Consider the following 16,748-nt stretch of genomic DNA (forward strand, 5'->3'; position numbering starts at 1 on the left):
CCCAAGCTGGATCACATTGTGATGCGATTTTAATCCGAACCGGACCATGTTTCGTATGATAAGTATCTATATGTCGAAGAAAACAGCGCCGTTTGAACGGCTTGCAGGCGAATTGGAACACTGACGAGAATGAACAGGATCGACCATATTTCAGGCCATACTTACCACGGTCGAAAAGGCGGGATCGAGAATGCGTTTCGGTATTCTATCGACTACATCCTGTTGGACCCCGAGGCCCGGCCTGACACACCGCTTTTGTTTTCGATGAACCGTGTAAATGCGATGTATTGGCGAGACCGTGACCACGGCGGTGAACCCGGCAAAGGGAAGGGTGCAGTGTGGTTGCGAGCCAAATTCAACGAAATGGGTGTGACGCAACCTGCAAGGCTTGAGTTGCTGACGCAGCCACGGGTGCTGGGGCATGTCTTCAATCCGGTCAGCTTCTGGTTCTGTTTCGATGCCGATGAACAACTATATGCGGTGGTAGCAGAGGTTACGAACACTTACGGCACGCGCCACAGCTATCTGTGCAACAATCCCGGGTTTGCGCCGATCCAGCCGTCGGATCGCATCGTTGCGGACAAGCTGATGCATGTCTCACCGTTTCAAAAGATCGAAGGGACGTATAAGTTCCGGTTCGACAACCGCCCCGAGCGTATCGGCGTCTGGATTGACTATGGTCGAAAAGCGGGTGGATTGATTGCCACCCTGACCGGGCCGCGCGCGCCGCTGACCAACCGGGCGATCCTGTGGTCGTTGCTGCGGCGCCCCTTCGGTGCGCGACGTGCGTTTTTCCTGATTGTGTGGCAGGCGATTAAACTTAAGATCAAGAAGGCACGGTTTGTCCCGTTTCGGACCGCCCCTGTGCCCGATCAACCGATTTCCCGCAGTCGCAAACCTTAGCGCTTAGGTCTTTGCTTAAGATCAAAGACTCAGCCCCCTGCTCATGGTTGTGGTATTATTGAAACCGCGAATACGAGGAGCTGGGTCATGATGGAAATTTCGCCAAGGAAAATCGCTCAGGTTGCGATGATGGGGCGCGAGTTGGGTCGCGCCGAGGGCGAATTGCGCGCCTTCATCGACCGGATGAGCGAGGACGAACAGGCCGAACTGGTGGCTGTCATGTGGGTCGGGCGCGAAAGCTTTTTCGCCGAAGATCTGCCTGAGGCCATCGCAACCGCCAAGTCCGAGGCTTCGACCCCTTGCGCGGACTACCTGATTGGTACGCCGCACTTGTCGGATCACCTTGAAAATGGCTTGGATGCACTGGGCATCTCGGCTGAGGACGTGGAAAACGACCTGATGTAAGTGCAGCGGCTATTTGCAACCGGTGCAGCCTGCAAATTGCAAACCATTCGCCGAATAGCCGGTTTTTGGATAACATGATCAGGAAACCCGAAAGCCCGCATTCAGGCTGGGGTGCTTTTAGACGGAGCGTGATCCATGTGGCGCGTCTTGCAAATGCTTGCGGTACTCGCGCTTTGCGTGGGCTTCGAGCCTCGCCCGGCTCAAGCCTGCGGCGTCTGCGTTGAGCTTCCGGAGTATTCTCTGGCGGACCGGATTCTTTCGGCGCGTGTGATCGTGCTGGCGGCACCATCGCCAGACAACCCTTTCAGGTTCACCCCCGTTTCGGTTTTGAAAGGCACGCCGGAACAGGTTGAGGCTTTGCCCGAAATACCTTTCCTGGTCGACAGTGTCATGCGATCCGCCTTTCGTGCGAATCCGGACAGAACGGTTTTGATGGTCTACGGGACGGGGTATCAGGACAAGGCCGGCCGCAGCCTGCCCAGCGGTTGGACCAAGGGGTTCTTGATGACACCGGATCGGGCCCATTTCCTTGAAACACTGCGTGCCGAAGGGCAGGGCTGGGCCAGTGGCGCGCCGGATCGCGCGGCGCAGGTTGCCTTTTTTAGTGCCTATCTCACACATGAAGATCGCCTGTTGCGCAACACGGCGCTGATCGAAATCCATCGCGCGCCCTTTTGGCTTTTGACCCACCTGACCGATGCCGTGCCAACCGCACAATTATTGCAGGATCTTCGCAATCCCAATCGTTTAGCCTACGCACCGGCACTTATCCGATTGTTGGGTCTTCAGTCGGATCCAAAGGCCAAAGAACGTGTAAGGCTTGGCTATCAAAGCGCGCTTCGCAGTGGGGGTCTCAACCTGTACGACTGGGGTTTGGCGGGTATCGCAGTGGATGGGGAACAGGCAATACTTGAAATCGAAAAGTCGCTGGAACGGTCTGGACGCACGGCTGACGAAAAGCGATTCCTGATCCGCAGTCTGGCCGATGGCGGAACGACCTATCCCAAGTTGCGACCCCGGATCTTGGATGTGTTTAGGCATCAGTTGGACAAAGACAGCACTGTTGCGATTTGGATTGCCCTGGCCGTACGACCTTGGGGCACCAACGCACTGAACCCCAACTTCGAAGCTATTATGGCTCAAAATAATCTGGACCCGGCGACACTGTTTCTCATGCGAGCGGCAATCGAAGCTGACGAACCGGGCTAACGTCGCGGTGACGCTCCTCATAGTTCCAAATCGCATTAGGGAACAGATGGGGCAGCGCTTTCGCCAAGCAAATGCATCCCAACAGCATCAGCGCAATCGATTTCAGAAAAATATCGCGCTCGATCAAAATCGTCTTGTATCTGGTCGACATGCAAGGATATACCCGCCAGCGGAGACGTGGCCGAGTGGTCGAAGGCGCTCCCCTGCTAAGGGAGTAGGCCCGGAAGGGTCTCGAGGGTTCGAATCCCTTCGTCTCCGCCATTACACTCTGAATCGGACGTAATCGCGAACTCATTTGTTGCCGATGATACGCGACGTTTTTGTCCGGGCGTGTGGTCCTGGTTAGACTTTCATCTCTAGTCGCGCATCTTGGAAACGTTTCAGAACGCTCGGTATATCTCCGTCAGACAGAGCGCACAGGGCTGTTGAAAGCCCATCGGCGAGCGCTGCGGAGTTTGCAGATACCGACAAAACCCGGCGCGCTGGTGTTTGACCGGCGGGGCTGAGGATGTGACCGTGAGCGTCAGTCAGCATCAGGTTACCGGCATCAGAGGTCGCAACAGCTCGGTCGCGCAGAGAGATACGCTTAGTGATCTGACCTTCGGCGCCTGCCAAACCGACTTGCCAATCGCGTCCATTGTGAGTTTGTCCCAGGGCCACGACTTCCCCCATATCGACCAAAACGTCTTGCAACCCCTTTGATCTGAGCAGCGCAGCAATGCGATCTGTGATTGCCCCTTGCGCTACTCCATTCAGAGTCAGCGCCGACTGCCCTGGGAAGGGCAGGCGGATGACATCGTTATTAACCGTGACCTTGTCCCACCCGATGGATTTGCGGGCGGTTGTGGCGTCGTCACCGTTGATCAGAGCAGCCCAGAGAGGCTGGATTGTCGGGTCAAAAGCGCCCCCTGAATTCTGGTGCAAAACTGTGCACAGGCTGAACAGGCTCAAGAGCTCGGGCGCTGGTTGCATAAGAAACCCATCGCGGTTCAGGCGCGAAAGTTGGGATTTCGGGCGATACAGGCTGAAGATATCTTCCAGCCGTGTGACTTCGGCTTCGACGGCGGCAAAAACGGGGCGGGCTTGGGTATCTGTCAGCCCGGCCAACTGCATGCTTGCCGGTGCGCCCAACGCGGAACCACGCCACCGTGCTGCTGTAGCAGGGCTAGCGATTGCAGGGCAGGCCGCGCTTGCAGCCGAGATGGTCAGAAACCGGCGGCGAGACAGAAGGGTCATGCGGGTGTCTCCAGTAGCAGGTCCAGATCGACAGGGCCCAATACCTCGGCATCGGGAATGCCGGATAGGGGCAAAGCGTTGCCGCCATATTGGTCGATGAATGATGCGGCATCATCGGGGTTTGAAAACGGCACCACTTCACGTGCCCCCATGCCGCCCGCGACGTCGGAGCCGACAACAAAAGTGGCGACATCGGCGGCGATCCAGTTGGACACACCTGGTTGCAGCCAGTTGGGCGCGACACTCATATCACTGACATAAATGGCAGTTATGTCGGCGTCTCGCTCCGGGCTTTTGAGGTAGGCCACCATGTCCCGTACCTGTGCAAAGAACAGTGGTGCGGGATAACCTTCCAGATGGATCTGCCCTTTGGGGCCACCATGCTCGGCGATATTCATTTGGCAGAAGAAGCTCAGCGCATCGGGAGTCAGATCAACCGGGTCGGGGGTAACTGCGACCTCCTCTTTGCAAGCCGCCAAGGCAATCAGCGCAATCAACACAAGACGTTTCACGGCTCAACCCTCCGGAAGGCGGCACGGGCAAGAGCAAAGCCCAATACCGGCCAGATCAGCAGCGAGGCAGGCGCGGCCCAGACGGGCAGAGCTTGGGCCGCACCGGTCATGCCGGACGCCATTGCGACGCCTTCGGTCGCGGCGATGTTCCACAACCGAAATGCGTCGGCCGGGTTGGCCACCATCACCCATGGAAAGACGGATTGGGTGAATGTGCCGCCCTTGTCCATGACCACGGCTCCCAACAAGCCAAGATCATAGAGGACGACAAAGACCAGCCAGAGCCCGGCCGACAGACCTGCCGCCGCCGTAGCGCCCCTTGCCAGAGCAGACAGCAGGTATCCCAGCGCCAGAAAAACGGCGCCCAGCAAGATGGAGGTAAGGATTAGGCGCGCCAGAGCCATCAGGCTTTCGGGGCCCGCCCCACCGAACCACGCTGCCACTGCGCCTGCGGTGCCGAAACCGATGGTCATGGCAAAGGCCAATGCCGCTAGATGGGCGGTGAATTTGCCCAGCAGAATTTCTCCGCGTCCGGCGGGGTAGGATAGCAGCAACGACAGACTGCCCCGGTCCACGTCGCCTGCTATGGCGTCGAAAGCGATCATCAGCGCCAGCAGCGGCGCAAGATAGACCGAAAGCGTGGTCATCGAAGCGACCGAGACCGTCAGCATATCGACGCCCAGCGTGCCGGTCGGCGCGCTGCCTGCAAAGGTCAGGGCCAAGGCGAACAGGACCATTATCAGGGTGGCCATCAACAGCCAGCGGTTGCGGCGCAGGATCAACATTTCGGTGCGGGTGATGGCGAGGAAGCGGGTCATTGCATCTCCTCCTGTGCATAATGGCGGTAGAGGTCTTCAAGTTTGGGCGGGGTCATTTCCACATCCGCCACGGCGTCGCCCAGTCCGGCGATGCGGCGCAGAGCCTCCATCTTGTCATCCGGCGAGCAGAGCAGTTCCACAGATGCTCCGTTGATCCGGTTGCCGCCCAGTTCGGCGGCAAGTGCTTCGGGGTTCGCGCTGGCACGCACTTTGAGGCGGATCGGCAGGCCAGCCAGCGCCGACAGATTGTTGAGCGTGTCATCCGCAACCATTCGGCCCTCGCGCATGATGGCGATGCGGTCGGTGCGGGCTTCGACCTCGGTGAGAGCGTGGGAGGCAATCAGGACCGCTGTGCCTTGCCCGGCCAATTCATCGATGATGGCATATAGGTCTTGCCGCGAGATCGGGTCCAAACCACTTGTTGGCTCATCCAACAGCGCCACTTTTGGCCGGCCCAGCAGCACTTGCGCCAAACCCTGACGTTGGCGCATGCCTTTAGAGTAGGTTCCGATCCGGCGGTCCAGAGCGTTGCCAAGGCCCACGCGGTCCAGCAGGCTGGGGACATCGGCCCTGGACCCAGAAAGTTGCGCAAATAAGGTCAGCTGCTCGCGGCCCGTCAGCGCAGGATGAAACGACACTGCCTCAGGCAAATAGGCAGTATCCCGCCGCGCCTGCGCACTGCCGGGAGTGGCATCTCCGATCCGGATGGTTCCGACATGGATCGATGTCAGACCGAGGATAGATTTGATCAGGGTCGACTTGCCCGCGCCGTTATGGCCCAGTAGCGCCACGCGCTGACCAGGGGCAAGAGACAGGGTGATATCGTCAAGAACACGGGTTTTACCTCGGTCCTTGCTGACTTGGGTAATACTCAGGGCCTTATCCGTCATGAGGCACCTTTTTCATTGCTGGGGGTTCAGGGGCTTGCATCAGTGGGTTGCTGTCCATCACACCGCCCGGCAACAGCGCCGGGAAGGTCGATTGGGACCAGCGCACCAGTTGCACGGCGGGGGAGCCGAGCAAAAGTTTGGCCGCGGGTTGGGTCCACAGCACATGGTCCATACTGTCATTGGGGCGATAAGGGGCGTCGGCGATGCCGTCGCCGTCCACGTCATAGGCCGCAAAATCGGACCAGTAATTGCCGCGCCCGTCTTCGGACCACTCGACCCATTTGGTCGAAACGTATTTCACTTGGGTCCGGTTGCCGACAAAGGCGTTTCCGACGATCCGGTTGCGCTCGGACCCGGCAGTAAAGTGGATACCGATGCCGCATCCCTGGAACCAGTTGTCGGTGAATTCGTTCTTGTTGGAGTTATAGAGGAAGGTGCATTTTTCCTTGGCACCGATCACGACATTGCCGGTGATCTGACTCTTGTTGGCGTAGTTCAGCATCACGCCATGTTCACGGTCACCGATTGAGACGTTGTCGGCGACTTTCACATTGGTCGTGAACATCACCGCATAACCCAGATCGTTGCCGATCGAGACATTGTCACTGACAACTGAGTCGTCGGCATACATGTAATGCACCGCAAAACGCAGGTCGCGGAACAGGTTGCCGGTGAAGGTGTTCTTTTTCGACGAGTTCACAAAGATCCCGTCGCGGCCATAGCGGATGTCATTGCTATCCACCACGGAACCGGGCGCGTTCCAGACATAGACTCCGTTTCCACGGTCGTTCATTCGCTGGTCTTGGCGACCTTCAATGCGGTTACCACGAACGATGCTGTCCTTGGCACCATGAATGTCGACGCCATAAAGATTGCCCAGCAGCACGTTATCCTCGACCACCGGCGCCTTAGCCGTTTTGGTCAGCTGGATGCCACTGTCGATCCCGTCATGGCTTGAACCGGAACCGATCACTGCCAGACCCCGCACGGTTACGCCGGGCCCGGTCACGGTGATGACACTGCCTTCACCTTGTCCGTCGATGGTGGCCTGTCCCAGCCCGTCGATGGTGACGGGCCGGTCCAGCACAAGTGTTTCGGTGTAGACACCGGGGCTCAGGCGGAGGGTGTCTCCATCCGCCGCCTGCGCCAGTGTTTCATTGATGGCCCCCGCCCGGTTGGGCACATCCCAGTCCGCCGCCCAAAGGGGCGAGCCAAGCAGGAGCGGTATGAGCAGGGGCCAACGCATGGGTTATGCTCCCGCCGGTTCGACCAGCATCCGGCCGCGCATTTCCATATGCAGCGCGTGGCAGAACCACTGGCAATAGAACCAGTGCACGCCCGGACGGTCCGCAGTGAAGGTGATCGACGCGGTTGCCATTGGCCCGATCTCGAAGGCGATGCCGTAGTTACCCAGGCAGAAGCCATGGGTTACGTCGTCCACGTCATCCAGATTGGTGACGTAGATTGTTACCTCGTCGCCCTGTTTGACGGTGAATTTCTCAAGGCTGAAGGTCGGGGCCTGCGAGGTCATATAGACCCGCACCTTATTGCCGTCCCGGATGGGCTCCTCGGCGCCGTCTTCCAAATCGATGCCATCAGCCTCGGCCTGTTTGCGGGCGTCTTCCCATGTGACATCGGCGCGGTCCCAGACGTTGACCGGGTTGACGATGTCGGCGCGAACCATGATCGAGTCGTGCGGCTCAGCAAAGGTCGGACCGTCGTGAACCACTTTCATCTCGTTGGATGAGATGTCGATCAGCTGTTCATTTTCAGGCTTCAGCGGGCCCGTGTTCAGGAACCGGTCTTTCGAAAACTTGTTCATCGAAATCAGCCATTTGCCATCGGCCTCCTTGGTCTCACCCATGGTGGTCGAGTTGTGGCCCGGCTGATAGTGAACGTCGACTTTCGAGATGATCGGGTCCACGTCGGCGCCACCGTATGCCTCGATTGCCTTGTCGATGTTCCACTTCACGATCTGACTGTCGAGGAACAGCGTGGTGAACGCATTGCCCTGACCGTCATAGGCGGTGTGAAGCGGGCCAAGACCCAGCTGCGGTTCACCCACGATGCAGGAGCGTGGGTCGGCATCGCTTTCGAACAGGGCGTCTAGTTTGGTGACGTCCATGATCGAAACGGTTGGCGACAGCTTACCGTTGATGCAGACGTGCTTGCCGTCCGGCGCAGTGTTGATGCCGTGCGGCGAGTTCGGGATCGGGATGTAACGGGTGTACTTCTTGTTTTGACCTTTACGACCGTCCAGAACCTTGACGCCTTTCAGTTCCTGATAGTCACCGGCCTCGATACCTTTTTCGATTTCTGCGAGGTTGAAGACAACGACGTGGTCCATCTCGTTCTCGGTCATCTCGGCCAGGTTCATACCCATTTCCGAATTGTACGAGGTCGAGTAAGCGTACTTACCCTGATAGTCGCAGTCGGTGTTGTCGAGGTTACCCGACACGATCACCTGCCACGCCACTTCCATGGTGTCACCATCCAGCGCGGTGAAGATGTTCACATATTGCGACGGATCGTCCAGCACTGTGCCGTCGTTGACCAGCGGGGTTTCATCCTCACCATTGGCAAAGACATAACCGGTACGTGGGAACTTCTGCGGACGTAGACCGTGGATCGCCTTGGCATTCGGAATCTCGGTGATCTTGTCGCATTTCATCACATCGCAGCGCACGCGGGCGACGCGGGTGTTGGCCTTGTCGTTCATGAACAGATAGCGGCCATCATAGGTACCATCGGTGAACGACATATGCGGGTGGTGCAGGTCGCCGTTGTCATAGGTTTTCATGCCGCGCTTGGCGAGAAATTCCTTGGTTTCCGGCAGCAGACCATCGGTCATGATCTTCAGCGACTCGTTGGTCTGGCCCCAACCGGTGGCCGAGCAGCGGTTGAAGACCGGCACCCGCATCAGCTCGCGCATGGAAGGGAAGCCCAGGATACGCAGTTCACCGGTCTGACCCGAGGACCAGAAGCCGTAATATTCGTCCAGTTCGCCGGGCTGCAGATTGGCATTGGCGGCGGCGCTGGCCTGTTTTGCGGTCATCAGGGTCGAACCCAGACCGGTCCCGGCCAGCACGGCGCCGGTTGCGGTTGCGCCCAACATCCCGCGACGTGTGATGTTCAGTTTGTTGTCATGTTCCGACATGATCGTTCCTCCTTTAGGAAACGGTTTTCGGTTTGGCGTTCGGATGGTTCGCCGGTGGTTGTCCGAGTGGGGTCTTGAGATCGACCGACCCTGTCTTGGCCCGCCGCTTGAGCTGGCGGATAACGACGGGACATTTGTCCTCGGACTGGTAGAGCACCTGACAATGCAGGCAGGTGACGCACTCGTTCGGATTGATCTCACCGGTGGGGTGGATGGCCTGAACGGGGCATTCGTTGGCGCAGGTTTGGCAAGGCGTGCCGCAATCCTTGTAGCGGCGCAGCCAGTCGAACATGCGAATTCGGGCGGGGATGGCCAGCGCTCCGCCCAGCGGGCAGAGGTAGCGGCAGTAGAACCGTTCGATGAACAGCCCGATCCCCAGCAGGGTCAGCGCAAAGACCACGAAGGGCCAGTCCCGCATGAATTTCAGAATGATTGCCGTCTTGAAGGGTTCGATCTCGGCATAAGTCTCGGCCAGCGGGATCGAGACGAAGCTGAGGCCGAAGAGACCCAGGAAGATCATGTATTTTGCGGGCCAGAGGCGTTCGTTCAGGCCCCAAGGCAGCGTCCATTGCGGGACGCGTAAGGCCCGCGCGATCTTGTTGGTCAGCTCCTGCAGTGCGCCGAATGGACACAGCCAGCCGCAGTAGGCACCACGGCCCCAGAATAGCAACGCGGCGGCGACGGCAAACCATTGGATGAAGACCAGTGGATCCAGCAGGAACGCATCCCATGAGAAGCCGGTCCGCAGGCTGCCCGCCAATGCCATTAGGTTCACGACGCTCAGCTGTGCATTGGCGTACCAGCCAATGAAGAACAGGGTCATGGTCAGGTATCCAATGCGGAACCAGTAGAAGACCCGTGCATTCATCGTCGCGTGGAACTGGAAGAAGAACGTCGCCGTCAGAACCAGCAGCATGATGCCGAGCACGGCGATCTCGACCGTGCGGTCCTTCCAGATGCGCTTCCAAAGTGCGGCTTTGGCTGCGGCTTCGCCCGTGGCATCGTCTACGACCGCAGGGGCAGTGACGGGCAGCAGGTATTGCTCGGGCAGTTTGTAGCCTAGATCGAAGGTCAGGAACGTCTTCTCAACCGCGCCCACGGCCCGTTGCACCAGCAATTGGAGGCGGAACGGCTCGGCGGGGTCAAACTCGGCCTCGGCAGGGATCTTGAAGATATCCAGTTCGGTGAAGCTGGGCGCATCCGGGGCCGCAACCTTGCCCAGACGCTCTTGCTGCTTGTCAAAGAACCGCACCGAATTGTCGCCCTGAATAAGCTGAATCCGGTCGAAAATTCCGCCGCGCACATAGCCTGAACCCTTGAAGCTGTAAGCCCCACGCCCCAGCACCAGAATGGCCTGTTCACCTTCGTCCAGCCACTCGGTCAGATTCTGATATTCGGCCTCGCCCAACAGGGACTTGCCGACCGATGGGACCGAGACCAGCGCCACATGCATGTCGATGAACGTGTCATTCGGCTCGCCCGGTTCCGGGCGTTTGATGGCGCGCTGATCGCCTGTGGCTGCAAAGGCGGCATTGACCTGACCGACATCCAAAGTCAGGCGCCGGACCGAGCCATCGCCGGACAGAGTGGTCCAGTCATAGACTGAGTTCTTAGCCATATCGATTTCGCGCTTGGGACCATCGGCCTGTAGCGGCGACAGACCACCCAGACCCAGCGCACGGGCTACCTTGATGCCGCCACGAACCAGGCTGTCATCAATCACCATGATCGTCACAGTCGCGCCCGAAATGATATCGAGGTCATGCCCCTCACCACCGGTCTCAGCTTCGACTTTTAGGTCCAGCCCGGCATAACCTTCGGTCAACTCGACCATGCGCGAATTGGGTATGCCGATCAGAACAATGGGTTCCGAGTGTTTGACTAGTTTCACTCCGGCCAGAACTGCGTCGTCGTCGATGGCGGCGACCACGTGGATGGGCTTGCCGGAATAGCCGGTGGTGCCGACGAAATCCGAGGTCAGAAAAGCCCATGCGATGGTCTCGCCGCCCTTTAGAACCGGAGCAACGGGCACGTCATCGCGCACGGGACCAAAGGCATCGGCTTCGGGGGCCAACTCAGAAGGGGTGATGTCAGGCAGGAAGCTGGCGAGGCTGTCAGCATGGGCACTGATCGCCATCAGGCAGGACAGGTTAAGGGCCAGCAGGAATTGGATTGCGCGACTTACGGCCACAGCGCACCTCCGGATACTTGGATTGACGCTATGGACGCGCGCTGGGCGCGTTCGAGGTATTTCTTGGGCGCAGCCGGGGGGCCACGGGTTTCAGGCCACAATCGTTTCAAGCTGCAGACCTGAACCAGATCGCGGGGCGAAGAGTGTTCGGTGTGAATAGCGTTGTCCCGTGCCAGGAAAGGCCAGTTCGGCACCGGGGCAGCCGAGGTGACAGCACACAGGGCGCAATCGGCGCATTTGGGGCAGGGCGCGGTTGGGTCCAGGTCTTCCTCCTCAAGGTCTATCTGGACCCAGACCGCCCCTGCCTCCGAGCAGATTTCCACCCACATGCTTTGGCCGGGACTCGCCAGCGCCGGACCGATCGTTTGCAACAACAGCATAAGGATACCCGCCAACGCACACGTCGCACGTAACGCGCGAACAGGGAGGCTGTGCAGAGGGCTAAGGGCGGGCATGGAGAATCCAACTCGGAAATCGTTCCTAAGTCGTAGGGGATTCTCGCTTGGTGATACTTGACTTCGGTTAGGCTGCAGGAAATTTCGCGTTATTCGTCCGCTTCATCCATCAACCCGCGCAACCAACGCCCTGCCAACCACGCGGCGGGTACGCCCAGGGGAATCGACCACAGGATCGCGGCTACAGGCGTAATCACGCCAAACCCGGCGCTGTTGGCGATCAGCCCCGCTAGAAACAGGTTGATGGCCACGGTCAAAGCCGTGGCCGGATACAAAAGGATGGCCAGTTTCCAGACCGGCCAATTACCCTCAGTGGCTGGTGCCTTCTGAGAAGGTGATTTTGTTCCAGACATTGTATTTCCCTGAAGGTTTGCGCATCGGCAGGCGGCGGACCTCTTCCAATGTTTGCGCGTCATAAACGATCACCGCGCCATCATCTTCCCAGATGGACACCAAAGCGTGGCTGCCGTCCTTTGTGAACTCCACATGGGCCACGGTTTTACCCGGTGCAGGGCGTAGAGTTCTAACAATTTCAAGGCTTTGCTTGTCAATTACATGCATCGCATCCTTGTTGGGTCCAAAGAACACATCGGCCCAGACGTAAGGAGAATTCTCATGGCTGCGCATGAAAAACCCCGGCCCTTCGGTTTTGATCTGCTTAACAGTTTTCCAGGTCTCCATATCGATCACGGAAACGGTGCCATCGGTCAGGTGCGGCGTTGCCATCACGGTCGTATCGCCATACCTCCACGTGATCCCCGAGCCCAGGTGCGGCATCCCCGGCAGATCCAGATCGGCGACCTTCTGACCGATGACCAGATCAATCACCTGACCGCCCTCGCCGCCGCGGGATGCGCCCATGACGTATTCATAGCTCTGGTCGAAAAAGAAATCATCCAGATAGTCCGGCGTGGTGATCTTGCGCACCGGGAAAGGGTCAGGGTTTTTGAATTGTCCTTCGATGCGGAAATCATGACCGATACCAAATTGAGGAGGATTGGCCCCGTAGAAGACCTCCCAGATCTCGGGCACATCCTTGAGGGCCAGAACAAAGCTCTCGCGTGGGGGGGCCTGATAGACCGCCGAAACGCGGCTGGGCTTGCCCTTCTTGCTTTTGATGTCGATGACCTTGACCACGGACAGGTCTTCGGTCGACAGCAAGGTCAGGCTGTTGGGCAGGTAGTTTGCCACTGCCACCCATTTGCCATCGCCCGACATGGCGATGTTGCGACTGTTCAGGCCAGCGCGCACGCGGCCAACCTGTTCCAAGGCCCAGATGTCATACTTCTGGACCCAGCCATCACGTGACATGATGAACACATATCGCCCGTCTGGGCTGAATTTTGGACCGCCATGAACGGCAAAGGGTGTCTCGAACCGGTCCAAAACCTCGAAAGTGTCACCGTCCAGCACGCTGACATGATGGTCCCCTGTCTCAACAGCCAGAGTAATGTTCATCGGGTCGCTGTCCCAGATGGGTGCTTCAACTGCGACGTAATTCTCGTCCAGAATTCGGCTGGCCATTATGTCGGCCTCACCCCACTCGGGATCGCTTTCCAGCGGTGATTTCAACCAACCCGCCAGTTCTTCAATCTGCAAAGCGTCGAGCTCGTGCGAGAAGGCAGGCATTTGGGTCGCGGTCCGCCCTTCGGCGATAACCGCGGCAACGCGGGGGCCGCGCATCCGCTTCAGCGTTTCAGGGATAAGCGCCGGACCCACGCCGCCTAAGCGGTTTTCGCCGTGGCAGGACGCACAAAATTCAGCGTAATCCGAAGGAGCGTCAGCCCACGCGGTTCCGATCAACAACAGCGAGCAGAGAGTGCCGAGTTTGAGTGTCTTAGAAGAACTGATGCGCCGGATCATGGCGTTTCCCCCGGAACGGCGTGACCTGCAGGCGATCGCCCGCCTCATCCACGCCGATTTCTTGGTTTGACAGATAGCATGCTGGATCTTCCGCCCACGGGTCGCCGGTCACCTGCAAAGCCCGGATACGGGTGTTGCCGCCACAGACATCCTTGAGCTGACAGGCGCCGCAGCGCCCTTTCAAGGGGCGGGGACGTGTGCGCAGCATGGCCAACATTTGGTCATCGCCGGTCCAAAGTTCTGAGAACGACCGGGTCTTCACATTGCCGACAGTGTAGTCCGACCAGTAAGTGTCGGGGTGTACGCGGCCCAGATTGTCGATATTGGCCACGCCTAGGCCGCTGGAGTTGCCACCCCATGCCGCCAGATGCTCGCGTACATGAGCTGTTTTTCCAGCATCGAAACGCGCGCGGACCCAGTTCAGGAAATACCCCGCGTCAGCGTCATTATTACCGGTCACGATATCCAGAGGACGACCACCCGAGGCAGCCTCCCATGCGCGCTCCAACAGCAGGTCCAGCCCGCTCCGTGTGCGCAGATGTTCAGCATCTTCGCCTCGGTTCTTGTCTCCACGACCTGCATAGACCAGATGGGACAAGTAGAACTTGTCGACACCCTCGTCATCGCACAGCTGCAGCAGATCGGGCAGATGGTGTTGAGTACCTTCAGTCAGGCAAAACCGAAGTCCCACCTTGATGCCGCGTTTCTTACACTCACGCACGCCGCGCAGGGCGTCGGCAAAGGCGCCTTCGACCCCTCGGAACCAGTCATTTGTGGCCCCGATACCGTCCAGCGAGATACCCACATAGTTGAACCCCACATCGGCAATCATATCGGCGGTTTCGTCATAGATCCGCGTGCCGTTGGTCGACAATGCCAGCATCGGCACCAGATCGCGGGCCCGTTTGGCGATGTCAAAGAAATCGAACCGGTCCAGTGGTTCTCCACCCGAGAGGATCAGGGCCGGGACGCGAAATTGGCCCAGATCCTCAAGGGTTACCATGGCTTGCTCATGGCTGAGCTCACCCGGGAAGGCCACATCCGCCGAAACAGTATAGCAATGGCGGCATTTCAAATTGCAGCGCCGCGTCAGGTTCCAGATCACCACCGGCTTCACCGGGCCGGGCCGGCGTTTACGCACTGGTGTCGGTTTGACGAGTTGGTGCATGTATTCGGTCAGGCGGAACATGTCTCAGCCTTTCGTTTTCAGGCGCAACCCGGTTTTCTTCAGGATGCGCGTGGAATAGAGGATGTCCTTGGCCCGGCAGGCATCGCCTAGAATGTCAGCAATTTCGGCGCGCTTTGCTTCGACCTCGTCACGATCAGCGCCGTGTACCATGGCGAACAGATTGTATGGCCAATCGGGCAGGGCGCGGGGGCGTTCATAGCAATGGGTGACAAAGGGCAACGCGCCGATCCGGGCACCTAATTCGGTGATCCGGTCGTCATCCACATCCCAGACGGTCATCCCGTTCGATGTCATGCCCAATTTGTAGTGGTTCGGCGCGGCAGCGATGCGACGGATCACACCGCGCGACTTCAACTCGGCCAAGCGGTACAAAAGGGCATCTTCATCCATGCCAAGTATCTCGGCCACCTGCGCATAAGGCGCGGGCACAAGGGGCAGCCCGCCTTGCAGCGCCTCGATAATCTCTCGATCTGTTGCGTCGATCATGCCGCCACCCGAAAGCCGATGAAAAATTCCTGTAGTTTGGGGAATTGAAGAACGCAGATCCCCGTTTCCCGTTCGATTGCATCAGCAGTGCCCACGATCCCCTCGGGAGTTTCAGTGGCCAGCACGAACCACATGTTCAGCCGGTGCGTACGTTCATAATTGTGGGCAACCTCTGCATGCGCATTGACTTTGGTCAGGACGGTTTCGAATTCTTCAGTTGGCACCGCCATTGCACACAGGCAAAAAGCGCCCCCCATGGCGGCGGCGTCGAAGAACGGACCAAAGCGCGTGATCACTCGGCTGTCTTTCATACGGGTCAGGCGGTTAAGCACTTCACTTTCAGGAATGCCCAACTCCTCTGCCACGGCTGCATAAGGGTGCGATACCAAGGGTAGATCGTCCTGCATCCGGTTCAGGATCGCGCGATCGGTTCCATCCAGTTTCATGCGGCGGCCTCTTTCGGTTGGATCAGCGCGCCGGTCTGTTTGAAACAGCGCGTCGAGAACAAAACCTTGTGCTGCGCGCCAAACAGGTCCGGCAGCGCGCGCGCACCGGCCAGAATCTCCAGCGCTTCGCTGCGGGTGCGGGCGTGGATCATTGAGTAAAGGCGATAAGGCCAGACCCCTTCGGCCGGACACCGTTCATAGCACAAGGTCACTCCGGGGTGGGCTGCAAGGGCAGGACCGGCGGCGTCGATCTGTTCGGATGGCAAGTCCCAGACAACCATTGCATTGGCTGACCATCCGAGCGCACGGTGGCGCACGATCACGCCCAGGCGCGAGATGATACCGGCTCTGTGCAGTACCTCGATCCGATCCATCACACCCGCAGCGTCGCGACCTATTGACTGGGCCAGCACTGCATAGGGTTCAGCGACCAGCGGCAAACCCGAACTGAGGGCTTGAAGCAACGCGCGATCGCCGTCTTGCAAGACCGATCGATCTATCTTGCGCGGGCTTGGAACGTTTCGGGTCTTGCCGGACATGCGAAACCCCAGATCCACGTTGAACGGACGAACCAACCGAAGGTCGAGAACCTGCAGCCCTGTGCGCTGTGCGATCCGAGCCAGCGTGTCATTTACATGCGCCCGGTCTGGACCGGTTGCCACGAACCAGAGGTTCCATTTGTCTTCGCGCTGGTAGTTATGGTTCACACCCGGTTCGGCGTCGATCATAGCGGCCACTTCTTCCAGGCGTTCACCCGGTGCGGCGACGGCGGCCAGAGTGCTGGCAGAAACCGCGCCAGGGGCAATGGTCGCGCCGACTCTCGTAATCCGGCCGGTCGCCCGCATTCGGGCTAGGCGATCCAACACTTCAATCTCGTCCAGCCCCAACGTGAAAGCCAAAACCTGGAAAGGACGGTCCGTTACAGGAAAATTGCGTTGAAAATCATCCAGCAGGCGGCGATCGATCGGGTCGGTGATATGTTCCATCG

The 16,748-nt window shown here is 58.8% G+C and carries 17 protein-coding genes and 1 tRNA gene; 4 read left to right on the top strand and 14 right to left on the bottom strand.

What is annotated here, in order from left to right:
* Nucleotides 1–129: 129 nt before the first annotated feature.
* The 4 genes from AC2FLJ_RS10440 to AC2FLJ_RS10455 all read left to right on the top strand — a co-directional run bounded on the left by AC2FLJ_RS10440 (nucleotide 130) and on the right by AC2FLJ_RS10455 (nucleotide 2,778).
* A complete protein-coding gene (locus AC2FLJ_RS10440; protein WP_496705671.1) occupies nucleotides 130–903 on the top strand; it encodes a DUF1365 domain-containing protein in 774 nt (257 codons plus the stop codon).
* A gap of 87 nt (nucleotides 904–990) precedes the next feature.
* Nucleotides 991–1,308 (top strand): DUF3775 domain-containing protein, encoded by a 318-nt coding sequence (locus AC2FLJ_RS10445; protein ID WP_058275224.1) that lies wholly within the window; start codon nucleotides 991–993, stop codon nucleotides 1,306–1,308.
* Nucleotides 1,309–1,443: 135 nt separating this feature from the next.
* Entirely contained in the window at nucleotides 1,444–2,517 is a 1,074-nt protein-coding gene (locus tag AC2FLJ_RS10450) for a hypothetical protein (protein ID WP_496705673.1), read from the top strand.
* A gap of 171 nt (nucleotides 2,518–2,688) precedes the next feature.
* Nucleotides 2,689–2,778, top strand: a tRNA-Ser gene (locus tag AC2FLJ_RS10455).
* Between the two features lie 81 nt (nucleotides 2,779–2,859).
* Here the strand turns inward: AC2FLJ_RS10455 and AC2FLJ_RS10460 are convergent.
* The 14 genes from AC2FLJ_RS10460 to ahbB (AC2FLJ_RS10525) all read right to left on the bottom strand — a co-directional run bounded on the left by AC2FLJ_RS10460 (nucleotide 2,860) and on the right by ahbB (AC2FLJ_RS10525) (nucleotide 16,746).
* Nucleotides 2,860–3,753, bottom strand: coding sequence for an FAD:protein FMN transferase (locus AC2FLJ_RS10460; RefSeq protein WP_496697153.1), 894 nt, complete (start codon nucleotides 3,751–3,753; stop codon nucleotides 2,860–2,862).
* A complete protein-coding gene (locus tag AC2FLJ_RS10465; RefSeq protein ID WP_496697151.1) occupies nucleotides 3,750–4,265 on the bottom strand; it encodes a nitrous oxide reductase accessory protein NosL in 516 nt (171 codons plus the stop codon). Before AC2FLJ_RS10465 ends, AC2FLJ_RS10460 begins: the two co-directional genes overlap by 4 nt.
* On the bottom strand, nucleotides 4,262–5,083 hold the full coding sequence (locus AC2FLJ_RS10470) for an ABC transporter permease (protein WP_282121458.1): 822 nt from the start codon (nucleotides 5,081–5,083) through the stop codon (nucleotides 4,262–4,264). Before AC2FLJ_RS10470 ends, AC2FLJ_RS10465 begins: the two co-directional genes overlap by 4 nt.
* Complete coding sequence (locus AC2FLJ_RS10475) at nucleotides 5,080–5,973, bottom strand: ABC transporter ATP-binding protein (protein WP_496697149.1); 894 nt, start codon at nucleotides 5,971–5,973, stop codon at nucleotides 5,080–5,082. The genes AC2FLJ_RS10470 and AC2FLJ_RS10475 overlap by 4 nt, the downstream gene beginning before the upstream one ends.
* On the bottom strand, nucleotides 5,963–7,219 hold the full coding sequence (locus AC2FLJ_RS10480; protein ID WP_496705676.1) for a nitrous oxide reductase family maturation protein NosD: 1,257 nt from the start codon (nucleotides 7,217–7,219) through the stop codon (nucleotides 5,963–5,965). Before AC2FLJ_RS10480 ends, AC2FLJ_RS10475 begins: the two co-directional genes overlap by 11 nt.
* 3 nt (nucleotides 7,220–7,222) lie before the next feature.
* Nucleotides 7,223–9,130 carry a TAT-dependent nitrous-oxide reductase gene (gene nosZ / locus AC2FLJ_RS10485; RefSeq protein WP_496705678.1) on the bottom strand — a complete coding sequence of 636 codons (1,908 nt, stop codon included), beginning with the start codon at nucleotides 9,128–9,130 and terminating at the stop codon, nucleotides 7,223–7,225.
* A gap of 13 nt (nucleotides 9,131–9,143) precedes the next feature.
* Entirely contained in the window at nucleotides 9,144–11,267 is a 2,124-nt protein-coding gene (locus AC2FLJ_RS10490) for a 4Fe-4S binding protein (protein WP_496697639.1), read from the bottom strand.
* Between the two features lie 44 nt (nucleotides 11,268–11,311).
* Entirely contained in the window at nucleotides 11,312–11,776 is a 465-nt protein-coding gene (locus AC2FLJ_RS10495; protein ID WP_058274927.1) for a hypothetical protein, read from the bottom strand.
* Between the two features lie 89 nt (nucleotides 11,777–11,865).
* Nucleotides 11,866–12,129, bottom strand: a complete 264-nt coding sequence (locus AC2FLJ_RS10500) for a hypothetical protein (RefSeq protein ID WP_496697143.1) — start codon at nucleotides 12,127–12,129, stop codon at nucleotides 11,866–11,868.
* On the bottom strand, nucleotides 12,086–13,639 hold the full coding sequence (locus AC2FLJ_RS10505) for a cytochrome D1 domain-containing protein (protein ID WP_496705680.1): 1,554 nt from the start codon (nucleotides 13,637–13,639) through the stop codon (nucleotides 12,086–12,088). Before AC2FLJ_RS10505 ends, AC2FLJ_RS10500 begins: the two co-directional genes overlap by 44 nt.
* The gene (nirJ, locus tag AC2FLJ_RS10510; RefSeq protein ID WP_496705682.1) at nucleotides 13,614–14,828 is read right to left on the bottom strand and encodes a heme d1 biosynthesis radical SAM protein NirJ; all 1,215 of its coding nucleotides are present in this window, start codon (nucleotides 14,826–14,828) and stop codon (nucleotides 13,614–13,616) included. The genes AC2FLJ_RS10505 and nirJ overlap by 26 nt, the downstream gene beginning before the upstream one ends.
* 3 nt (nucleotides 14,829–14,831) lie before the next feature.
* The gene (ahbB, locus tag AC2FLJ_RS10515) at nucleotides 14,832–15,314 is read right to left on the bottom strand and encodes a siroheme decarboxylase subunit beta (RefSeq protein WP_496705684.1); all 483 of its coding nucleotides are present in this window, start codon (nucleotides 15,312–15,314) and stop codon (nucleotides 14,832–14,834) included.
* On the bottom strand, nucleotides 15,311–15,760 hold the full coding sequence (locus AC2FLJ_RS10520; protein WP_496705686.1) for an Lrp/AsnC family transcriptional regulator: 450 nt from the start codon (nucleotides 15,758–15,760) through the stop codon (nucleotides 15,311–15,313). The genes ahbB (AC2FLJ_RS10515) and AC2FLJ_RS10520 overlap by 4 nt, the downstream gene beginning before the upstream one ends.
* Nucleotides 15,757–16,746, bottom strand: a complete 990-nt coding sequence (ahbB, locus tag AC2FLJ_RS10525) for a siroheme decarboxylase subunit beta (RefSeq protein ID WP_496705688.1) — start codon at nucleotides 16,744–16,746, stop codon at nucleotides 15,757–15,759. The genes AC2FLJ_RS10520 and ahbB (AC2FLJ_RS10525) overlap by 4 nt, the downstream gene beginning before the upstream one ends.
* Nucleotides 16,747–16,748 lie beyond the last annotated feature (2 nt).

Source organism: Ruegeria sp. CDSA034, from assembly GCF_059612275.1.

Coding starts and splice junctions, on each gene's coding strand:
- AC2FLJ_RS10445 (WP_058275224.1), top strand. CDS start 991: ATGATGGAAATTTCGCCAAGGAAAATCGCTCAGGTTGCGATGATGGGG.
- AC2FLJ_RS10490 (WP_496697639.1), bottom strand. CDS start 11,267: ATGGCGATCAGTGCCCATGCTGACAGCCTCGCCAGCTTCCTGCCTGAC.
- AC2FLJ_RS10460 (WP_496697153.1), bottom strand. CDS start 3,753: ATGACCCTTCTGTCTCGCCGCCGGTTTCTGACCATCTCGGCTGCAAGC.
- AC2FLJ_RS10475 (WP_496697149.1), bottom strand. CDS start 5,973: ATGACGGATAAGGCCCTGAGTATTACCCAAGTCAGCAAGGACCGAGGT.
- AC2FLJ_RS10505 (WP_496705680.1), bottom strand. CDS start 13,639: ATGATCCGGCGCATCAGTTCTTCTAAGACACTCAAACTCGGCACTCTC.
- AC2FLJ_RS10480 (WP_496705676.1), bottom strand. CDS start 7,219: ATGCGTTGGCCCCTGCTCATACCGCTCCTGCTTGGCTCGCCCCTTTGG.
- nosZ (WP_496705678.1), bottom strand. CDS start 9,130: ATGTCGGAACATGACAACAAACTGAACATCACACGTCGCGGGATGTTG.
- AC2FLJ_RS10440 (WP_496705671.1), top strand. CDS start 130: ATGAACAGGATCGACCATATTTCAGGCCATACTTACCACGGTCGAAAA.
- AC2FLJ_RS10520 (WP_496705686.1), bottom strand. CDS start 15,760: ATGAAACTGGATGGAACCGATCGCGCGATCCTGAACCGGATGCAGGAC.
- AC2FLJ_RS10495 (WP_058274927.1), bottom strand. CDS start 11,776: ATGCCCGCCCTTAGCCCTCTGCACAGCCTCCCTGTTCGCGCGTTACGT.
- AC2FLJ_RS10470 (WP_282121458.1), bottom strand. CDS start 5,083: ATGACCCGCTTCCTCGCCATCACCCGCACCGAAATGTTGATCCTGCGC.
- AC2FLJ_RS10450 (WP_496705673.1), top strand. CDS start 1,444: ATGTGGCGCGTCTTGCAAATGCTTGCGGTACTCGCGCTTTGCGTGGGC.
- nirJ (WP_496705682.1), bottom strand. CDS start 14,828: ATGTTCCGCCTGACCGAATACATGCACCAACTCGTCAAACCGACACCA.
- AC2FLJ_RS10500 (WP_496697143.1), bottom strand. CDS start 12,129: ATGTCTGGAACAAAATCACCTTCTCAGAAGGCACCAGCCACTGAGGGT.
- ahbB (WP_496705684.1), bottom strand. CDS start 15,314: ATGATCGACGCAACAGATCGAGAGATTATCGAGGCGCTGCAAGGCGGG.
- ahbB (WP_496705688.1), bottom strand. CDS start 16,746: ATGGAACATATCACCGACCCGATCGATCGCCGCCTGCTGGATGATTTT.